General features: G+C 51.8%; 20 protein-coding genes. 12 read left to right on the plus strand and 8 right to left on the minus strand.

The features are described from left to right. Together AC3G3F_RS19155 and icd are read right to left on the minus strand one after the other, a co-directional pair. Positions 1-261: tyrosine-type recombinase/integrase (locus tag AC3G3F_RS19155; protein WP_488395573.1), on the minus strand; the 261-nt coding region annotated here is incomplete at its 3' end. 437 nt (positions 262-698) lie between these two features. Beyond that, positions 699-1,949 carry an NADP-dependent isocitrate dehydrogenase gene (gene icd, locus AC3G3F_RS19160; RefSeq protein WP_488395574.1) on the minus strand — a complete coding sequence of 417 codons (1,251 nt, stop codon included), beginning with the start codon at positions 1,947-1,949 and terminating at the stop codon, positions 699-701. A 171-nt stretch (positions 1,950-2,120) separates the two neighbouring features. On the opposite strand from icd, the gene rluE reads away from it, so the two are divergent. The 8 genes from rluE (at position 2,121) to AC3G3F_RS19200 (ending at position 9,970) form a co-directional block, all read left to right on the plus strand. Then, the gene (rluE, locus tag AC3G3F_RS19165) at positions 2,121-2,774 is read left to right on the plus strand and encodes a 23S rRNA pseudouridine(2457) synthase RluE (RefSeq protein ID WP_023248266.1); all 654 of its coding nucleotides are present in this window, start codon (positions 2,121-2,123) and stop codon (positions 2,772-2,774) included. Between the two features lie 9 nt (positions 2,775-2,783). Continuing rightward, positions 2,784-3,245: an NUDIX hydrolase gene (locus tag AC3G3F_RS19170; RefSeq protein ID WP_053509495.1), complete on the plus strand. Its 462-nt coding sequence runs from the start codon at positions 2,784-2,786 to the stop codon at positions 3,243-3,245. A gap of 53 nt (positions 3,246-3,298) precedes the next feature. Beyond that, positions 3,299-4,405, plus strand: coding sequence for a tRNA 2-thiouridine(34) synthase MnmA (mnmA, locus tag AC3G3F_RS19175; protein ID WP_114048756.1), 1,107 nt, complete (start codon positions 3,299-3,301; stop codon positions 4,403-4,405). 86 nt (positions 4,406-4,491) lie between these two features. Next, entirely contained in the window at positions 4,492-5,133 is a 642-nt protein-coding gene (hflD, locus tag AC3G3F_RS19180) for a high frequency lysogenization protein HflD (protein WP_023248263.1), read from the plus strand. Between the two features lie 3 nt (positions 5,134-5,136). Further along, the gene (gene purB, locus AC3G3F_RS19185) at positions 5,137-6,507 is read left to right on the plus strand and encodes an adenylosuccinate lyase (RefSeq protein ID WP_023248262.1); all 1,371 of its coding nucleotides are present in this window, start codon (positions 5,137-5,139) and stop codon (positions 6,505-6,507) included. Between the two features lie 126 nt (positions 6,508-6,633). After that, positions 6,634-7,305, plus strand: coding sequence for a two-component system response regulator PhoP (phoP, locus tag AC3G3F_RS19190; protein WP_001537766.1), 672 nt, complete (start codon positions 6,634-6,636; stop codon positions 7,303-7,305). After that, on the plus strand, positions 7,305-8,768 hold the full coding sequence (gene phoQ, locus AC3G3F_RS19195; RefSeq protein WP_023248261.1) for a two-component system sensor histidine kinase PhoQ: 1,464 nt from the start codon (positions 7,305-7,307) through the stop codon (positions 8,766-8,768). The genes phoP and phoQ overlap by 1 nt, the downstream gene beginning before the upstream one ends. A gap of 80 nt (positions 8,769-8,848) precedes the next feature. Then, positions 8,849-9,970, plus strand: coding sequence for a ribosomal protein uL16 3-hydroxylase (locus AC3G3F_RS19200; protein WP_023248260.1), 1,122 nt, complete (start codon positions 8,849-8,851; stop codon positions 9,968-9,970). 131 nt (positions 9,971-10,101) lie between these two features. On the opposite strand, the gene pepT is transcribed toward AC3G3F_RS19200, so the two are convergent. After that, positions 10,102-11,328: a peptidase T gene (pepT, locus tag AC3G3F_RS19205; protein WP_053509503.1), complete on the minus strand. Its 1,227-nt coding sequence runs from the start codon at positions 11,326-11,328 to the stop codon at positions 10,102-10,104. 250 nt (positions 11,329-11,578) lie between these two features. On the opposite strand from pepT, the gene potA reads away from it, so the two are divergent. Genes potA through potD form a run of 4 tightly spaced genes read left to right on the plus strand, consistent with a single transcriptional unit; the run spans position 11,579 to position 15,403 of the window. Continuing rightward, positions 11,579-12,715 (plus strand): spermidine/putrescine ABC transporter ATP-binding protein PotA, encoded by a 1,137-nt coding sequence (gene potA, locus AC3G3F_RS19210; RefSeq protein ID WP_023248258.1) that lies wholly within the window; start codon positions 11,579-11,581, stop codon positions 12,713-12,715. Then, positions 12,699-13,556 carry a spermidine/putrescine ABC transporter permease PotB gene (potB, locus tag AC3G3F_RS19215; RefSeq protein WP_023248257.1) on the plus strand — a complete coding sequence of 286 codons (858 nt, stop codon included), beginning with the start codon at positions 12,699-12,701 and terminating at the stop codon, positions 13,554-13,556. The genes potA and potB overlap by 17 nt, the downstream gene beginning before the upstream one ends. Next, positions 13,553-14,332 carry a spermidine/putrescine ABC transporter permease PotC gene (gene potC / locus AC3G3F_RS19220; protein ID WP_053509505.1) on the plus strand — a complete coding sequence of 260 codons (780 nt, stop codon included), beginning with the start codon at positions 13,553-13,555 and terminating at the stop codon, positions 14,330-14,332. The genes potB and potC overlap by 4 nt, the downstream gene beginning before the upstream one ends. Positions 14,333-14,356: 24 nt before the next feature. After that, complete coding sequence (gene potD, locus AC3G3F_RS19225; protein WP_070804097.1) at positions 14,357-15,403, plus strand: spermidine/putrescine ABC transporter substrate-binding protein PotD; 1,047 nt, start codon at positions 14,357-14,359, stop codon at positions 15,401-15,403. A gap of 84 nt (positions 15,404-15,487) precedes the next feature. Here potD and cobB read toward each other — a convergent pair whose 3' ends face one another. The 5 genes from cobB to lolC are packed head-to-tail and all read right to left on the minus strand — an operon-like array spanning position 15,488 to position 20,404. Beyond that, entirely contained in the window at positions 15,488-16,309 is an 822-nt protein-coding gene (gene cobB, locus AC3G3F_RS19230; protein ID WP_023248254.1) for a Sir2 family NAD+-dependent deacetylase, read from the minus strand. A gap of 17 nt (positions 16,310-16,326) precedes the next feature. Next, a complete protein-coding gene (gene nagK, locus AC3G3F_RS19235) occupies positions 16,327-17,238 on the minus strand; it encodes an N-acetylglucosamine kinase (RefSeq protein ID WP_023248253.1) in 912 nt (303 codons plus the stop codon). Positions 17,239-17,266: 28 nt separating this feature from the next. Then, entirely contained in the window at positions 17,267-18,511 is a 1,245-nt protein-coding gene (lolE, locus tag AC3G3F_RS19240; RefSeq protein ID WP_023248252.1) for a lipoprotein-releasing ABC transporter permease subunit LolE, read from the minus strand. Further along, positions 18,511-19,212 (minus strand): lipoprotein-releasing ABC transporter ATP-binding protein LolD, encoded by a 702-nt coding sequence (lolD, locus tag AC3G3F_RS19245; protein ID WP_001033714.1) that lies wholly within the window; start codon positions 19,210-19,212, stop codon positions 18,511-18,513. Before lolD ends, lolE begins: the two co-directional genes overlap by 1 nt. After that, on the minus strand, positions 19,205-20,404 hold the full coding sequence (lolC, locus tag AC3G3F_RS19250) for a lipoprotein-releasing ABC transporter permease subunit LolC (protein ID WP_053509506.1): 1,200 nt from the start codon (positions 20,402-20,404) through the stop codon (positions 19,205-19,207). The genes lolD and lolC overlap by 8 nt, the downstream gene beginning before the upstream one ends. Positions 20,405-20,720 lie beyond the last annotated feature (316 nt).

Consider the following 20,720-nt stretch of genomic DNA (forward strand, 5'->3'; position numbering starts at 1 on the left):
CCTGAGCCAGCTTTTCAGTACGTTATACTCATCAGGAAGGAGGGGGTGACACGTTGAAAAGCCATTTTTGAGGCGCCGGATATAAAGCTGTCTCCCTGCAAGATCAATATCTGATAAGCGCAGCCCCAGCAACTCACTGGCCCGGAAGCCATGAATAAACGCCATCAGGATTAAGCAGCGGTTTCTTTCCGGGAAGGGCATTCTGTCAGTCGCTGACAGCAGTTTTTCGATCTCTTCTTGCGTAAGATATTTTCTTTTCACTAATCATCCTCATCATAATCAAGTAAGAAATAATTTAAAAAGTTACTGATCTGATGAGCTTAATTTTTTATTGAAAAACCTCTATGAGGAAACGTCTTAAAATCCAGTTAGTTATTATCATGACATCAGTGTTTTGACTACATAGATTATTGTGTTCTCCGTAACTTGGGTGGATTGTAACTATCCGGCATAATCAATCTGCCAACGAAGGAGAACGCTATGCGTAAAGCTCGTTTTACTGAGCAGTAAATTATCGCTGTGCTTAAGTCGGTTGAAGCCGGACGGACTGCTAAGGATGGTCTGCCACAAGACCTGTATCTCTGAAGCCACCTGGTACAACTGGAAGTCTAAATAGTGAGAAGTTGAAGGAAGATTTTCCGAAGCAACAAAAAACGGGAACGTTAAGTCCCCGTTTTTGTTTTTAACAATTATCGATATTACATATTCGCGATAATCGCGTCGCCAAACTCACTACATTTCAGCAGCTTAGCGCCTTCCATCAGGCGTTCAAAGTCATAGGTCACGGTCTTCGCGGCAATCGCGCCTTCCATACCTTTAACAATCAGGTCAGCCGCTTCAAACCATTCCATATGACGTAACATCATCTCCGCAGACAGAATAATGGAGCCTGGGTTGACTTTATCCTGGCCCGCATATTTCGGCGCAGTCCCGTGAGTCGCTTCAAACAGCGCACACTCATCACCGATGTTCGCCCCCGGTGCAATACCGATACCGCCAACCTGAGCCGCCAGAGCATCGGAAATATAGTCACCGTTCAGGTTCATACAGGCGATAACGTCGTATTCCGCCGGACGCAACAGGATTTGTTGCAGGAACGCATCGGCGATAACATCTTTAACTACGATCTCTTTACCCGTATTCGGATTCTTAATTTTCAGCCACGGACCGCCGTCGATAAGCTCACCGCCAAACTCGTCGCGCGCCAACTGGTAGCCCCAGTCTTTAAACGCGCCTTCGGTGAACTTCATGATATTGCCCTTATGCACCAGCGTGACGGAATCGCGATCGTTGGTAATCGCGTATTCAATCGCCGCGCGAACCAGACGTTTGGTGCCTTCTTCAGAACACGGTTTGATACCGATACCGCAGTGTTCCGGGAAGCGAATTTTCTTCACGCCCATCTCTTCGCGCAGGAACTTGATTACTTTCTCGGCGTCTGCAGAGTCAGCTTTCCATTCAATTCCGGCGTAAATATCTTCAGAGTTTTCACGGAAGATGACCATATCAGTCAGTTCCGGATGTTTCACCGGGCTTGGTGTGCCCTGATAGTAACGAACAGGACGCAGACAAACGTACAGGTCAAGCTCCTGACGCAGCGCCACATTGAGAGAGCGAATGCCGCCGCCAACTGGCGTGGTCAACGGACCTTTAATCGCTACACGGTAATCACGAATTAAATCAAGGGTTTCAGCGGGAAGCCAGACATCCTGGCCATAAACCTGTGTGGATTTTTCTCCGGTGTAAATTTCCATCCAGGAAATTTTACGCTCGCCTTTATAGGCTTTCTCGACGGCGGCATCGACCACTTTAAGCATGGCTGGAGTGACATCAACACCGATACCATCGCCTTCAATAAACGGGATAATCGGATTCTCAGGAACGTTGAGTTTGCCGTTTTGCAGGGTGATCTTTTTACCTTCCGCCGGAACAACTACTTTGCTTTCCATTCACCTCTCCTTCGAGCGCTTCTGGTTTGCTCGTCTGTCATCGCGCTGCATGTGCAATGGCGTCCTGCTGCACGACTGCGTTAGAGCAATTTTTTGTTAATGTTTTGTAATGAGCATGTCAATACTACCCTATTGTTTGCCGCCATGAAAGATACTCGTTATTGCGCTATAATGCGGCAATTAATAAGTTCTGAAAATACCATGCAAAAAACTTCTTTTAGAAATCACTACGTTAAGCGATTCAGCTCACGACAGGCATCTAAACCACGGAAAGAAAACCAGCCAAAACGCGTGGTTTTGTTCAATAAACCTTACGATGTGTTGCCACAATTTACGGATGAAGCAGGCCGCCGCACGTTAAAAGATTTTATTCCTGTGCAAGGCGTTTATGCCGCAGGCCGCCTGGACCGCGACAGCGAAGGACTTTTGGTGCTGACTAATGACGGCGCGCTACAGGCGCGTCTTACGCAACCGGGCAAACGTACCGGCAAGATTTACTATGTTCAGGTAGAAGGCATCCCGGATCACGAAGCGCTGCAGGCGCTTCGTACTGGCGTCACGCTCAACGATGGCCCTACCCTGCCCGCCGGTATTGAGATTGTCGCGGAACCGGACTGGCTGTGGCCACGCACCCCGCCGATTCGCGAACGCAAAAATATCCCTACCGCCTGGTTAAAAGTCACTTTATATGAAGGTCGTAACCGCCAGGTAAGGCGTATGACAGCGCATGTTGGTCATCCAACTTTGCGCCTGATACGTTATGCGATGGGAAACTATACGCTGGATAATCTTGCCAACGGTGAATGGCGGGATGCGACAGAATAAGGAAAAAACATGTTTAAACCGCACGTGACCGTCGCCTGTATAGTACATGCCGAAGATAAATTTTTGGTGGTGGAAGAAACCATCAACGGTAAATCGTTATGGAATCAACCTGCCGGACATCTGGAAGCAGATGAAACGCTGGCGCAGGCCGCCGCGCGTGAACTGTGGGAAGAGACAGGCATTACGGCGCAACCACAGTGTTTTATCCGTATGCACCAGTGGATTGCGCCGGATAAGACCCCGTTCCTGCGCTTTTTATTTGCTATCAAGCTTGATCATATTTGCGCGACCGAACCCCATGACAATGATATCGATTGCTGCCGCTGGGTGAGTGCCGACGAAATTCTGAACGCGCCTAATTTACGATCTCCGCTGGTGGCTGAAAGCATTCGCAGTTATCAAACGGGACAACATTACCCCTTATCCATGGTGGGCGAATTTAACTGGCCATTTACAGAGGGTGTCAAGTAAAGGGCTGCGTGGTAGAATACGCCGCCTTGAAGTTCAATGTCGCGAGTATTCCAATGTCAGAAAGCCCAAAAAAAGTGATCGTCGGCATGTCCGGCGGTGTCGATTCCTCCGTTTCCGCCTGGCTGTTGCAACAACAGGGTTATCAGGTAGAAGGCCTGTTCATGAAGAACTGGGAAGAGGACGACGGTGAGGAATACTGTACCGCAGCAGACGATCTGGCTGACGCGCAGGCCGTCTGCGACAAGCTCGGCATTGAACTGCATACCGTCAATTTTGCCGCAGAATATTGGGATAATGTCTTTGAACTGTTCCTTGAAGAATACAAAGCAGGCCGTACGCCGAACCCGGATATTCTGTGTAATAAAGAGATCAAATTTAAAGCCTTCCTTGAATTCGCCGCAGAAGATTTAGGCGCCGACTATATCGCCACCGGCCACTACGTCCGTCGCGCGGATGTAAACGGCAAAAGCCGCCTGCTGCGCGGACTCGACGGCAACAAAGATCAGAGCTACTTCCTCTATACGCTTGGTCATGAGCAGATTGCGCAAAGTCTGTTCCCGGTTGGCGAGCTGGAAAAACCGCAGGTGCGTAAAATCGCCGAAGATCTGGGGCTAATCACCGCAAAGAAAAAAGATTCTACCGGCATCTGCTTTATCGGCGAGCGCAAATTCCGCGACTTTTTAGGACGCTACCTGCCCGCGCAGCCGGGGAAAATCATTACCGTTGACGGCGATGAAATCGGCGAGCATCAGGGTCTGATGTATCATACGCTCGGTCAGCGTAAAGGGCTGGGAATTGGCGGCACCAAAGACGGTAGCGAAGCCCCCTGGTATGTGGTGGATAAAGACGTTGAAAACAATGTGTTGATTGTCGCCCAGGGGCATGAACACCCTCGCCTGATGTCAGTAGGCCTCATCGCCCAGCAACTACATTGGGTTGATCGTGAACCGTTCACCGGCACCCTGCGCTGTACGGTAAAAACCCGCTACCGCCAGACCGATATTCCGTGCACGATTAACGCGCTGGATGACGATCGTATTGAGGTCATCTTTGACGAGCCGGTTGCCGCCGTTACGCCGGGCCAGTCCGCTGTCTTTTACAGCGGCGAAGTCTGCCTGGGCGGCGGTATTATCGAGCAGCGACTGCCGCTGACGGTCTGATTATTCAATACACAACATCATTCAAGTCGCCTCAAAGCGGCTTAAAAGATGAAGTGTATTTTATTTGATACAAGGAAGCAGTGATTGTGGCAAAGAATTATTATGACATCACCCTCGCGCTGTCTGGCATTTGCCAGTCGGCACGCCTGGTACAACAACTGGCGCACCAGGGGCACTGTGATGCCGACGCGTTGCACGTTTCACTCAACAGTGTCATTGATATAAATCCCAGCTCTACTCTGGGCGTGTTCGGCGGCAGTGAAGCTAACCTGCGTCTTGGTCTGGAAACGCTGCTCGGCGTGCTGAATGCCAGCAACCGACAAGGACTTAACGCCGAGCTGACTCGTTATACACTTAGCCTGATGGTGCTGGAGCGCAAGCTGTCATCCGCCAAAGGCGCGTTGAATACGTTAGGCGATCGCATTAACGGCCTTCAGCGCCAGCTTGACCATTTTGATTTACAGTCAGACACGCTAATGAGCGCCATGGCGGGTATCTACGTGGATGTGATTAGCCCGTTGGGCCCGCGCATTCAGGTGACGGGCTCCCCGACCGTACTGCAAAGCCCGCAGGTTCAGGCCAAAGTCCGCGCCTCGCTACTGGCAGGTATCCGCGCAGCCGTGCTCTGGCATCAGGTAGGCGGTGGTCGCCTACAGCTTATGTTTTCTCGTCATCGCCTGACGACTCAGGCAAAACAAATTCTTGCTCATTTAACCCCGGAGTTATGATCTATGGAATTATCCTCACTGACCGCCGTTTCCCCTGTCGATGGACGCTACGGCGATAAAGTCAGCGCGCTGCGCGGGATTTTTAGCGAATACGGTTTGCTGAAATTCCGTGTACAAGTCGAAGTACGTTGGCTGCAGAAATTAGCCGCGCACGCAGCGATCAAGGAAGTTCCTGCTTTTGCTGCCGACGCAAACGGTTACCTGGATACTCTCGTTGCAAACTTCAATGAAGAAGATGCTGCGCGCATTAAAACCATTGAGCGCACCACTAATCACGATGTGAAAGCGGTTGAGTATTTTCTGAAAGAAAAAGTCGCCGCGATCCCGGCGCTACATGCCGTTTCCGAGTTTATCCACTTTGCCTGCACCTCTGAGGACATTAACAACCTGTCACACGCGTTAATGCTCAAAACCGCGCGCGATGAAGTGATCCTGCCCTACTGGCGTCAGGTGATTAACGCGGTGAAAGATCTCGCCACGCAGTATCGCGACATTCCTCTGCTCTCCCGCACCCACGGCCAGCCAGCAACGCCTTCCACCCTGGGTAAAGAGATGGCGAACGTGGCATATCGTATGGAGCGTCAGTTTCGCCAGCTAAACCAGGTGGAGATCCTCGGTAAAATTAACGGCGCCGTAGGTAACTATAACGCGCATATCGCCGCCTATCCGGAAGTTGACTGGCATCAGTTCAGCGAAGAATTCGTCACCTCGCTGGGCATCCAGTGGAACCCCTATACCACCCAGATTGAACCGCATGATTATATTGCGGAACTGTTTGACTGTATCGCGCGCTTTAACACCATTCTGATCGACTTCGATCGCGATGTCTGGGGCTATATTGCGTTAAACCATTTCAAACAGAAAACCATCGCCGGGGAGATCGGTTCTTCCACCATGCCGCATAAGGTTAACCCCATTGACTTTGAAAACTCAGAAGGCAACCTGGGTCTGTCTAATGCGGTGTTACACCATCTGGCAAACAAACTGCCGGTTTCCCGTTGGCAGCGCGATCTGACCGACTCAACCGTCCTGCGTAACCTGGGCGTCGGCATCGGCTATGCGCTTATCGCTTATCAGTCTACCCTGAAGGGCGTCAGCAAGCTGGAAGTGAACCGCGATCGTCTGCTTGACGAACTGGATCACAACTGGGAAGTATTAGCCGAACCGATCCAGACCGTCATGCGCCGCTATGGTATTGAAAAACCCTATGAAAAACTGAAAGAATTGACCCGAGGCAAGCGTGTCGATGCCGAAGGAATGAAACAGTTTATTGATAGTCTGGCCCTGCCGGAAGCTGAAAAAACGCGCCTTAAAGCCATGACGCCGGCAAATTATATCGGTCGCGCCGTGACTCTGGTCGACGAACTTAAATAATGCGTGCCTCACCCTCTTTTCTTCAGAAAGAGGGTGACTATTTGTCTGGTTTATTAACTGTTTATCCCCAAAGCACCATAATCAACGCTAGACTGTTCTTATTGTTAACACAAGGGAGAAGAGATGATGCGCGTACTGGTTGTAGAGGATAATGCATTATTACGCCACCACCTGAAGGTTCAGCTCCAGGATTCAGGTCACCAGGTCGATGCCGCAGAAGATGCCAGGGAAGCAGATTACTACCTTAATGAGCACCTTCCGGATATCGCTATTGTCGATTTAGGTCTGCCGGATGAAGACGGTCTTTCCTTAATACGCCGCTGGCGCAGCAGTGATGTTTCACTGCCAGTGCTGGTGTTAACCGCGCGCGAAGGCTGGCAGGATAAAGTTGAGGTTCTCAGCTCCGGGGCCGATGATTACGTGACGAAGCCGTTCCACATCGAAGAGGTAATGGCGCGTATGCAAGCGTTAATGCGCCGTAATAGCGGCCTGGCCTCCCAGGTGATCAACATCCCGCCTTTCCAGGTGGATCTCTCACGTCGGGAATTATCCGTCAATGAAGAGGTCATCAAACTCACGGCGTTCGAATACACCATTATGGAAACGCTTATCCGTAACAACGGTAAAGTGGTCAGCAAAGATTCGCTGATGCTTCAACTGTATCCGGATGCGGAACTGCGGGAAAGCCATACCATTGATGTCCTGATGGGGCGTCTGCGAAAAAAAATACAGGCCCAGTATCCGCACGATGTCATTACCACCGTACGCGGACAAGGATATCTTTTTGAATTGCGCTAATGAATAAATTTGCTCGCCATTTTCTGCCGCTGTCGCTACGGGTTCGTTTTTTGCTGGCGACAGCCGGCGTCGTGCTGGTGCTTTCTCTGGCGTATGGCATGGTTGCGCTGGTCGGCTATAGTGTGAGTTTTGATAAAACCACATTTCGTCTGCTGCGCGGCGAAAGCAATCTGTTTTATACCCTCGCTAAATGGGAAAATAATAAAATCAGCGTTGAGCTGCCTGAACATCTGGACATGCAAAGCCCAACCATGACGCTGATTTACGATGAAACGGGCAAATTATTATGGACGCAGCGCAACATTCCCTGGCTGATTAAAAGTATTCAACCGGAATGGTTAAAAACGAACGGCTTCCATGAAATTGAAACTAACGTAGACGCCACCAGCACGCTGTTGAGCGAAGACCATTCCGCGCAGGAAAAACTAAAAGAAGTACGTGCAGATGACAATGATGCGGAAATGACCCACTCAGTAGCGGTGAATATTTATCCTGCTACGGCGCGGATGCCGCAGTTAACGATTGTGGTGGTCGATACCATTCCGATAGAGCTAAAACGCTCATATATGGTGTGGAGCTGGTTCGTGTACGTGCTGGCCGCCAATTTATTATTAGTCATTCCTTTACTGTGGATCGCCGCCTGGTGGAGCTTACGCCCTATCGAGGCGCTGGCGCGGGAAGTTCGTGAGCTTGAAGATCATCACCGCGAAATGCTCAATCCGGAGACGACGCGTGAGCTGACCAGCCTGGTGCGTAACCTTAATCAACTGCTAAAAAGTGAGCGTGAACGTTACAACAAATACCGCACGACCCTGACCGACCTGACGCATAGTTTAAAAACGCCGCTCGCGGTTTTGCAGAGTACGTTACGCTCTTTACGCAACGAGAAGATGAGCGTCAGCAAAGCCGAACCGGTGATGCTGGAACAGATCAGCCGGATTTCTCAGCAGATTGGCTATTATTTGCATCGCGCCAGTATGCGCGGTAGCGGTGTTTTGTTAAGCCGCGAACTACATCCCGTCGCGCCGCTGTTAGATAACCTGATCTCCGCGCTAAATAAAGTTTATCAGCGTAAAGGCGTGAATATCAGTATGGATATTTCACCGGAGATCAGTTTTGTCGGCGAGCAAAACGATTTTGTCGAAGTGATGGGCAACGTCCTGGACAACGCTTGTAAATATTGTCTGGAGTTTGTCGAGATTTCGGCTCGCCAGACCGACGATCATTTGCATATTTTCGTCGAAGATGACGGCCCAGGCATTCCCCACAGTAAACGTTCCCTGGTGTTTGATCGCGGTCAGCGCGCCGATACCCTACGACCAGGACAAGGCGTGGGGCTGGCTGTCGCTCGCGAGATTACGGAACAATACGCCGGGCAGATCATCGCCAGCGACAGTCTGCTCGGCGGCGCCCGCATGGAGGTCGTTTTTGGCCGACAGCATCCCACACAGAAAGAGGAATAAACATTTCTGTGCGTTCTTCCACGCATCTCGTTAAGCATCCGTTATAATCGGTGTCAGATACCAGCCTGCGGATACTTAACATGGAATACCAATTGACTCTTAACTGGCCCGACTTTCTTGAACGCCACTGGCAAAAACGTCCGGTGGTCTTAAAACGTGGGTTTACCAACTTTATCGATCCGCTCTCGCCGGATGAGCTGGCGGGGCTGGCGATGGAAAGCGAAATCGACAGTCGTCTCGTTAGCCATCAGGATGGCAAATGGCAGGTCAACCACGGCCCTTTCGAAAGCTACGATCATCTGGGTGAGAGCAACTGGTCGCTGCTGGTGCAGGCGGTAAACCACTGGCACGAACCAACCGCCGCGTTGATGCGCCCGTTCCGCGCGCTGCCGGACTGGCGTATCGACGATCTGATGATCTCCTTTTCCGTTCCCGGCGGCGGCGTAGGCCCGCACCTGGATCAGTATGATGTGTTTATTATCCAGGGAACCGGTCGCCGTCGCTGGCGCGTGGGCGAAAAGCTGCAAATGCGTCAGCACTGCCCGCATCCCGACCTACTGCAGGTCGATCCGTTCGACGCCATTATTGACGAAGAACTGGAACCGGGCGACATTCTGTATATTCCGCCTGGATTCCCGCATGAAGGTTATGCCCTGGAAAACGCCATGAACTATTCGGTCGGTTTTCGCGCGCCCAATAGCCGTGAGTTGATCAGCGGTTTTGCCGATTACGTCCTGCAACGGGAGCTGGGCAACACATACTACAGCGACCCGAATATGCCGTCTCGCGAACATCCGGCGGATATCCTGCCGCAGGAGATGGATAAACTGCGCAATATGATGCTCGATTTGATCAATCAACCCGCGCATTTCCAGCAGTGGCTTGGCGAGTTTATCTCCCAGTCACGCCATGAACTGGATATCGCGCCGCCGGAGCCGCCGTATCAGCCTGATGAAATTTACGATGCCTTAAAGCAAGGCGAGGCATTGGTACGTCTCGGCGGGCTTCGCGTATTGCGTATCGGCGATGATGTCTATGCGAATGGCGAAAAAATAGACTCCCCGCACCGCCCCGCTCTGGAGGCGCTCGCCAGCCATATGGTACTGTCCGCCGACAACTTCGGCGCTGCGCTGGAAGACCCGTCTTTTCTCGCGATGCTGGCGGCGCTGGTGAACAGCGGATACTGGTTCTTCGAAGGATAAATTAACTGTAGCGCCGGATGGCGCTTCGCTTATCAGGCCTACAGGGTCAGCGATCCTGTAGGCCTGATAAGACGCGTTAGCGGCGTCATCTGACTTTGCGCCATCCGGCACTCAATCATCCGGCCGCAACATTACGGCTGCTTCGCCGTCAGCTCCGCAATGCGTACAATCACCTGTACCGCTTTTTCCATCCCTTCCAGCGTCACAAACTCATGTTTACCATGATAGTTATATCCGCCAGTAAAGAGATTAGGACACGGCAGGCCCATAAACGAAAGCTGCGCCCCATCGGTACCGCCGCGAATCGGTTTCATCTCCGGCGTAATATGACAGTCGCGCATGGCCTGCTGGGCGATATCGAGAATATGCGGATACTCAACCACTTTGTCGCGCATATTGTAATAACTGTCTTCAATCACCAGTTCGATGTAGCAGTCCGGATGCAGCCCCTTACCGACTTTTTTGGCAATCTCCATCATTTTGCGTTTGCGCGCTTCAAATTGCTTACGGTCGAAATCGCGAATAATGTAATGCATGTCGGCCCGGTCAACGGTGCCCTTCATGCTGGCCAGATGATAAAACCCTTCGTAGCCTTCGGTGGTTTCAGGCGCTTCATCCGTCGGCACTTCCGCGTGAATCCTCGCCGCCAGCGACAGCGCATTGACCATTACGCCTTTCGCCGTACCGGGATGCACGTTATTGCCGACAATTTTGATATTCACCGAGGCGGCATTGAAGTTTTCAAACTCCAGCTCTCCCACGCCACCACCGTCGACCGTATAGGCCCACTGCGCGCCAAAGGCCTCAACGTCAAAGTGCTTCGCGCCTTTCCCTACCTCTTCGTCAGGCGTAAACGCCACTTTAATTTCGCCGTGGGGAATATTATTCCCTTTCAGCACCGCCAGCGCGGTCATGATCTCCGCAACACCGGCTTTATCGTCCGCACCCAGCAATGTCTTACCATCGGTAGTAATCAGCGTCTGTCCCAGCAATTGATGCAGTACCGGGAACATCACGGGTGACAACACCTCATCGCCAATCCCTAATGCAATATCGCCGCCGCGGTAATTCTCGACAATCTGCGGGTTAACGTTTTTACCGCTGAAATCCGGAGAGGTATCCACATGGGAGATAAAACCAATGGCGGGAATATCACCCTCAACATTGGCCGGGAGCGTCGCCATCAACGTCCCTTTTTCGCTTAATGTAATGTTAACCAGCCCCATCTCTTCGAGCTGCTGTTTGAGCAAACGTAGTAACTTCCACTGTCCCTCAGTGCTGGGAACCTGCCGAACACCCGACTTTGATTGGGTATCCAGCGATACGTAGTGTAAAAAACGCTCAAGTAGTTTATCCATGCAGTCACCCTCACTTTTCGTGACAACATTATTCATAAGCAAGAAAAGACAAATATTGCGTCAGGTCACTTTTATCCCTGCAAACAAGAATATTTCACTTTGACACGCTTTCTGACTATAAAGCTAAGTCAGTAATTCGCAACAAGGATTGGCGATTACAGTGGTTTGCCGTAGAATGACCGCCCTCATTAAGAGTGATTAAGGTGGTTAACCACAAACCCCGCAGCGGTCAGCCATCCGTTGCGTCTACATGGGACAGAGTAAGAAATTGAATAAACAACCGCGTTCGCTTTCACCGCTGGTGCTTTTGTCGGGAATTAGCAAAAGTTTCGATGGCAAAGAGGTCATTTCGCAACTGGATCTGACCATTAACAACGGCGAATTCCTCACGCTGCTTGGCCCTTCCGGCTGTGGTAAAACAACCGTTCTTCGCCTGATTGCCGGTCTGGAAACCGTTGATGCCGGGCATATTATGTTGGATAACCAGGATATTACCCACGTTCCCGCCGAAAATCGTTATGTGAATACCGTATTTCAAAGCTACGCTTTATTTCCGCATATGACGGTGTTTGAAAATGTCGCGTTTGGCTTACGAATGCAAAAAACACCCGCTGCCGAGATAGCGCCTCGCGTAACCGACGCGCTGCGTATGGTGCAGCTTGAAGAATTTGCACAACGTAAGCCGCACCAGCTTTCCGGCGGACAGCAGCAGCGTGTGGCTATCGCCCGCGCGGTAGTGAATAAGCCTCGTCTGTTATTACTGGATGAGTCGCTCTCCGCGCTGGACTATAAATTGCGCAAACAAATGCAAAACGAGCTTAAAGCATTACAGCGTAAACTCGGTATCACGTTTGTTTTTGTCACTCACGATCAGGAAGAAGCGCTAACCATGTCCGATCGTATCGTGGTAATGCGTAATGGCGTTATTGAGCAAGACGGCACGCCGCGTGAAATCTATGAAGAGCCTAAAAATCTGTTTGTCGCTGGTTTCATCGGTGAAATTAACCGCTTTGATGCTACCGTCATTGAACGGCTTGATGAGCAGCGCGTCCGCGCCAATGTCGAAGGTCGGGAGTGCAATATTTACGTCAATTTCGCTGTCGAACCAGGTCAAAAGCTGAATGTCCTGCTGCGACCCGAAGATCTACGCGTCGATGAGATCAACGATGATAACCACATCGAAGGGCTTATCGGCTACGTACGCGAGCGCAATTACAAAGGTATGACGCTGGAGTCGGTGGTTGAACTGGAAAATGGCAAAATGGTGATGGTCAGCGAATTCTTCAACGAAGACGATCCTGACTTCGACCATTCACTTGACCAAAAAATGGCCATTAATTGGGTAGAAAGCTGGGAGGTCGTACTGGCTGATGAAGAACACAAGTAAATTCCAGAATGTAGTGATTGTCACTATCGTCGGTTGGCTTGTGTTGTTTGTCTTCCTACCCAACCTGATGATCATTGGCACCAGCTTTCTGACCCGTGACGACGCCAGGTTCGTCAAGATGGTCTTTACGCTGGATAACTATGCGCGCCTGCTCGATCCGCTCTATTTTGAAGTGCTTCTGCACTCTCTGAATATGGCGCTGATCGCCACCCTCTCCTGCCTGGTGCTGGGCTATCCTTTTGCCTGGTTTCTGGCGAAGCTACCGGAAAAGATACGCCCGTTATTGCTGTTTTTGCTGATCGTTCCTTTCTGGACCAACTCGCTGATCCGCATCTATGGGCTGAAAATTTTTCTGAGCACTAAAGGCTATCTCAATGAATTCCTGTTGTGGCTGGGTGTGATTGATACGCCGATTCGCATCATGTTCACCCCGAGCGCAGTTATTATCGGCCTGGTTTACATTTTACTGCCGTTTATGGTCATGCCGCTCTACTCCAGCATTGAGAAGCTCGATAAACCGCTACTGGAGGCCGCACGCGATCTCGGTGCCAGTAAAATACAAACGTTCATCCGCATCATTATTCCATTGACCATGCCGGGCATTGTCGCCGGTTGCCTGCTGGTGATGCTGCCGGCAATGGGACTGTTTTACGTCTCCGATTTGATGGGTGGCGCGAAAAACCTGCTGATTGGCAACGTGATTAAGGTGCAGTTCCTGAATATCCGCGACTGGCCGTTTGGTGCGGCCACCAGCATTACGCTGACCATCGTGATGGGACTGATGCTGCTGATTTACTGGCGGGCTTCCCGCTTGTTGAATAAGAAGGTGGAACTTGAATGATCGGTCGACTGCTGCGTGGCGGTTTCATGACTGCCATCTACGCGTATCTGTATATTCCCATCATTATTCTGATTGTGAACTCCTTCAACAGTTCGCGGTTCGGCATTAACTGGCAGGGCTTTACCACTAAATGGTACGAACTGCTGGTCAATAACGACAGTCTGTTGCAGGCCGCTCAACATTCGCTGACGATGGCGATTTTCTCAGCAACCTTCGCCACGCTAATCGGCTCGCTGACAGCGGTGGCGCTTTATCGCTACCGCTTTCGCGGGAAGCCATTCGTCAGCGGGATGCTGTTTGTGGTGATGATGTCGCCGGATATCGTGATGGCGATCTCCTTGCTGGTGCTGTTTATGTTACTCGGCATTCAACTGGGCTTTTGGTCGTTGCTATTCTCGCATATCACCTTTTGCCTGCCGTTTGTGGTCGTCACGGTCTATTCGCGCCTGAAAGGCTTTGATGTCAGAATGCTGGAAGCCGCAAAAGACCTGGGGGCCAGTGAGGTAACGATTTTACGTAAAATCATTCTGCCGCTGGCGATGCCAGCGGTGGCGGCGGGCTGGTTGCTGAGCTTTACGTTGTCGATGGACGATGTGGTGGTCTCGTCGTTTGTCACCGGGCCGGGCTATGAAATTTTACCCTTAAAGATTTATTCCATGGTAAAAGTCGGCGTTTCACCAGAAGTGAACGCGCTGGCGACCGTGTTATTGGTGCTGTCTCTGGTAATGGTCATTGCCAGCCAGCTTATTGCTCGTGATAAAACCAAGGGCCGGTAAGGCCCGTAATTCAGGGGACGTTAAATGAAAAAATGGTCACGCCACCTGCTCGCGGCGGGCGCCCTGGCGCTGGGTATGAGTGCCGCTCATGCCGATGACAACAACACACTCTATTTCTATAACTGGACTGAGTATGTACCGCCTGGACTGCTGGAACAGTTCACGAAGGAGACAGGCATTAAGGTTATTTATTCAACCTACGAATCGAATGAAACCATGTATGCCAAACTCAAAACCTATAAAGATGGCGCGTATGACCTGGTTGTTCCTTCTACATACTATGTCGACAAAATGCGCAAAGAAGGCATGATCCAGAAGATCGATAAGTCGAAATTAACCAATTTCCACAACCTCGATCCGGAAATGCTCAACAAACCGTTTGACCCCAATAACGATTATTCTGTTCCGTATATCTGGGGCGCAACGGCGATTGGCGTGAACAGCGATGCTATCGATCCAAAAACCATTACAAGCTGGGCTGACTTATGGAAACCGGAATATAAAAATAGCCTACTTTTAACCGACGATGCGCGAGAAGTATTCCAGATGGCGCTGCGCAAGCTGGGGTATTCCGGTAACACCACCGATCCGAAAGAGATCAAAGCAGCATTTGAAGAGTTAAAAAAACTGATGCCAAACGTAGCGGCCTTCAATTCCGATAATCCGGCGAATCCGTATATGGAAGGGGAAGTCAACCTGGGGATGGTGTGGAACGGCTCGGCCTTCGTTGCTCGTCAGGCTGGCACGCCGCTGGAGGTCGTCTGGCCGAAGGAAGGCGGCATTTTCTGGATGGATAGCCTGGCTATTCCGGCGAACGCGAAAAATAAAGAGGGCGCGCTGAAGCTAATCAACTTCCTGCTGCGTCCTGACGTTGCGAAAGAGGTGGCGGAAACCATCGGCTACCCTACCCCAAACCTGGCGGCGCGTAAGCTGTTAAGCCCGGAGGTCGCCAATGATAAGTCGCTCTATCCGGATGCGCAAACCATTAGCAAAGGCGAGTGGCAAAACGATGTCGGCGACGCCAGCGCAATTTATGAAGAGTATTATCAGAAGCTAAAAGCCGGACGCTAATTCAGCCAAAGCGCCTATCTGGCCTACAGATGAACGTAACATGAATGTAGGCCGGATAAGCGCAGCGCCATCCGGCAAATAGAACTACAGACCTTTCAAGAGCTTATCAACAAATTCCGGCACGACCTGGCTTGCCGGGCCGTAGTGCTTCTCTTCAAACTCGCTACCGACCTGACTTGGCTCAAGATTCAGTTCCACCGTATGCGCGCCGTGCAGTTTTGCTTCATGCACAAAACCCGCAGCCGGATAGACATGACCGGATGTACCGATGGCGATAAAAATATCCGCCATCGACAGCGCCATATATATTTCATCCATGCCAAGCGGCATCTCGCCAAACCACACCACGTGCGGGCGTAGCGGCGCCGGGAACTGGCAGCAGTGACATTTATCTTCCGGCATCACATCACCGTTCCATTCCAGAATCTGGCCACTCTGCGAACAGCGCACCTTCAACAGCTCGCCATGCATATGAATGATGTTGCGATTACCCGCGCGCTCATGCAAATTGTCGATATTTTGCGTCACCAGCAAGAAGCGATCGCCAAGCGTCTCTTCAAGCCTCGCTAACGCCAGATGCGCCGCATTAGGTTGAATTTCCGACTGTTGAAGCTGCTGACGGCGGGCATTATAAAACGTCTGCACCAGCGCCGGATTGCGGGCGAATCCTTCCGGCGTCGCCACATCTTCAACCCGATGCTCTTCCCAAAGACCATCCGCCGCGCGAAACGTACGAATACCAGACTCTGCAGAAATTCCTGCACCTGTAAGGACTAATACTCTTGGGTTTTCCATCATTTCCGGCACCACTCTGTCTCTGAAAAAGATCCGCTGACGCAGACGTTCACGCAACAGACGTTTATTTTTACGAAAGCGGCTTAATCGATGAAACCGACGCGACTGCATAACAACCTCTTTTTTAATTAGTCGGTAAGATGTAAAAAAGCAGCGCCACGCATCCCACCGGCATCCCCATGCCGCGCACGCTCAATACGCGGAACGCGGGCAACAGGGAGGAGATGGCGCGGCAGTCTTTCCGCCAGTTGCGTTGTTATTGCCGTAAAGTTCGATAGTCCGCCTCCGATCACCAACAGGCAGGGATCGACAATCGTCAGTATATTCCCCAGACAAACCGCCAGTAAATCCAGATAGCGCTCAACATGCGCGTGCGCCTGTTCATCGCCCTGCTCCCACAAGGCGATAATCTCCGGTGCCTGTAGCGATTGATGATAATAATGCTGATATAGCCACGCAAAGCCACGCCCGGACAGATAATTCTCAATGCAACCCATCTGACCGCATCCGCAGCGGCGGAGAGGAAAATCAAATCCCATCAACGTTAGCGCGTCCACCGGCAAACGCATATGACCAAACTCGCCGGTGATATAGCTCTGACCGGTAATCGGCTTCCCATTTAGCACCAGACCGCCGCCGACGCCAGTGCCGAGGATAAGGCCCATAACCAAAGGGTATTGCGTGAATTCATCATCCCAGGCTTCGGATAAGGCAAAACAGTTAGCGTCATTGTCCAGACGCACATCGCGATCCAGACGGGCGCTGAGATCGGCGCGCAGTGGCTTACCGCTGGCCGCCGGAACATTCGCGGCGTACAGCGTGCCGTCTTCGGTTTCCGGCATACCGGGTATGCCAATCCCTACCGACCCTTTTACGCTAAATCGCTGGTCGGCTTCCGCGACCAGTTCGCACACGGCGTCTAAAAAGGCGCTATAGCCGGTATGGGGCGTGGGAACCCGTTTTTCCCACAGCAGCCGCCGCGTCGAATCAAATACGCCTAACGCAATCTTTGTCCCGCCAATATCAAACCCGTAATACATCACCGCTCCTTGTTTTTATATCCCGCGATTACTGGCCGCTCAATACTCGCGCAGGGTCAATGTTGCTCGCCCGCCGCGCCGGATACCAGCTCGCCAGTAAGCTTAACAACAACGCCGTGACCAGTACGTAAACAACGTCCAGCCAATGCAATTCGGATGGCAGGAAGTCGATAAAATAGATATCGCCGGACAAAAACTGATGCCCGATCGCCTTTTCAATCCCATTAATAATGGCAGTAAGCTGAAGCGAAACGACAACGCCGATCGCCACGCCAATCAAGCTGCCTAACAAGCCCGCCAGTAGTCCGTACCAAACGAAAATGGCACGAATTAAACCATCTTTCGCCCCCAGTGTTCTTAATACCGCAATGTCGCCGCTTTTGTCTTTTACCGCCATCACTAAGGTGGAAACGATATTAAAACAGGCCACGCCGATCACCAGAATCATCGCCAGATACATAATGGCGCGAATCATCTGGATATCACGATACATATAGCCATAAGTGCCGATCCAGCTCTTAATGTAGACATAGCTGTTAGTCACCTCACCCGCGTCACGCACGAGTTTATTGGCGTTAAACACGTCATGGACTTTAAGCGCGATACCGGAAACGCTGGACCCCATATCCAGATACTGCTGCGCATCCTCAAGCGGGATCATGGCGAAGCTGTGATCGAGCTGGCCGCTCAGTTGCAGAATCCCGGTGACATGCAAACGCACGCGTTTGGGCTGGAGCAGCTTATGGTCGGCATTCGCATTGGGGATCATGATGGACACCCAGTCGCCCTGTTTCACTTTCAGCGCATCGGCGACACCTTTGCCAATAATGACCTGCTGCTCGCCCGCTTTGAAATGATCCCAGGCGTGATTTTGCACAAATGACGGTAGCGCGCTAAGCTGTTGCTCTTGCTTAGGGTCGACGCCTTTAACCTGAATGGCGCGCAAATTCGCCCCGCTCTCTACCAGGCCGGTAAAGTTGATATACGGCGCGGCGGCGGCAATGCCCGGCACCTTCTGCACTTTTGCCAGAGCTTCACGCCAGTTGGTCCACGGCTGATTGACGGCTTCAATCTCCCCGTGCGGCACCACCGCCAGAATACGATTATTCAGCTCGCGTTCGAAACCGTTCATCGCGCTTAAACCGACAATCAATACCGCTACGCCCAGCGCGATACCGATGGTAGAAATGACGGAAATGAGCGAAACCATACCGCCGCGCCGCCGTCCACGGCTAAAACGCAACCCAATTAACAATGATAAAGGCGACGCCATTACTCAGCCCCCATCAGGCTCAGTTCCGCCGTCAGGCGACCATCGCGCATCTCAAGCTGGCGGCTCATACGTTTCGCCAGTTGCAAGTCGTGAGTCACCACCAGAAATGCGGTTCCCTGCAGACGATTTAACTCGCCCAGAAGCTCAAAAATACTGTCGGCATTACGCGCATCCAGATTACCGGTCGGCTCATCCGCCAGCACCAGACGCGGGTTATTCACCAATGCGCGCGCTATCGCGACACGCTGGCGCTCACCGCCGGAAAGTTCCGAAGGCCGATGGGTTGCGCGATGTTCCAGCCCTACGGCGTGCAGCATTTCTCGCGCCCGCGCGTCAATCTCCGCCGGTTTCTTTTTGCCAATCAATAATGGCATCGCCACGTTTTCCAGCGCCGTAAAATCCGGCAGGAGATGGTGAAACTGATAGATAAACCCCAGTTTCTGGTTACGTAGTTCCGCTTTTGCCGCAGAAGAGAGTTTGCTCATCGGCTGGCCGCTAAAAATCACATCGCCGGAGGTGGGCGTATCCAGCCCGCCTAACAGATGCAGCAACGTACTTTTACCCGAACCGGAACTGCCGACGATCGCCATCATTTCACCTTCGCCGATACTGAAGCTGACATCGTGCAACACGTCTGTTTGTACGGTGCCTTCCTGATAGCGTTTGCACAGGTTGTCGCATTGCAACAGGATCTTATTCATAACGTAAAGCCTCAGCGGGTTGAGTGGCGGCAGCGCGCCAGGAAGGATAAAGCGTAGAAAGCAGCGCGATGGCCATTGCCACCAGCGCGATAACGATCACCTGTAACGGCTCTATCGCCACGGGCAACGCGGCGCCGTCCAGAAACGCGCCGATGACTGGCATCAGGTTATTCAGTTGGCTGGCAAGCAATGCGCCCAGCGCGGCGCCCAACAGCGCGCCGATAATACCGGCGCTGGCGCCCTGCACCATAAAGACCATCATAATTTGTCGGGGCGTCAGCCCTTGAGTTTGTAAAATCGCCACTTCGCCCTGCTTCTCCATGACCATCAGGCCCAACGAAGTAATAATGTTAAAAGCCGCGACCGCTACAATCAGACTCAGCAGCAATCCCATCATGTTCTTTTCCATGCGCACAGCCTGGAACAACTCGCCTTTGCGTTCGCGCCAGTCCTGCCACTTCGTGCCTTGCGGCAGCGTCTGCTGACTAAGGGTATCGACTTTCAGCGGTTCATCCAGCCATAGACGCCAGCCGGTAATATTGCCTGCCGGGTAGCGCATTAAACGCGACGCGTCCTGAATATTGACCAGCATTTCATAACCATCGACCTCGCTATTGGCGGCAAACGTGCCAATCACCGTAAACAGACGCTGGCTGGGCAGGCGTCCCATTGGCGTAAACTGACTGGCAGATGGCACCATTAGCCGAATCTGATCGCCGCGGTTGACCCCTAACTGTCCGGCGAGCTGCTCGCCGAGGATGACATTATACTTACCCGGCTGTAGTTCGCTTTGCTTCACATTGACCAAATACGGCGTTAACGGATCTTTTTGCGCCGGATCGATACCCAACATCACGCCAACCGCAACGCTACGTGCGCTTTGCAGTACAACATCGCCCGTTGTCAGCGGCGCAATACGGTTAACGCCTTGCAGATTCACGGCTTTTTCCGGCATCTGATTCGGGTTAAGAGAGCCATGTTCAGCAGAGAGGATGGCCTGAGGCATCAGACCAAGAATGTTATTTTGCAGTTCGCGCTCAAAACCGTTCATCACCGACAATACCGTGACCAGCGCCATCACCCCCAGGGTAATGCCGATAGTGGAAAGCCAGGAAACGAAGCGACCGAAGCGATCTGCTGCACGCCCGCGCATGTAACGCAGGCCGATGAATAGAGCGACAGGTTGATACATGTAATCCGTCTGGTTGCTGTTAGCAAAGTCCCGAGTATATAAGCGAAAGCGGAATGCGTAAATGTCTGAACCGTAAGAGTTCGTCAGCGTTATTCTGAAAAATGCCGATAAATCAAGTCACTTATGCGTTCATACTTCACCTGTCCGGCGTGTTATCCGGCGGATTCAATTTGCTAATAGGCAACGATCGCGGATAATAAAGAACATTGCTTATCAGTCATATGCCCCTGAATACCTGAGCCCTTCATGCTGTTCCGGCGCGCAGCCAACCATGAAGCAGCCTGAAGGATGACGCGTAGAGTGCGGCGTAAAACAA

The organism is Salmonella sp. FC25216 (assembly GCF_057751355.1).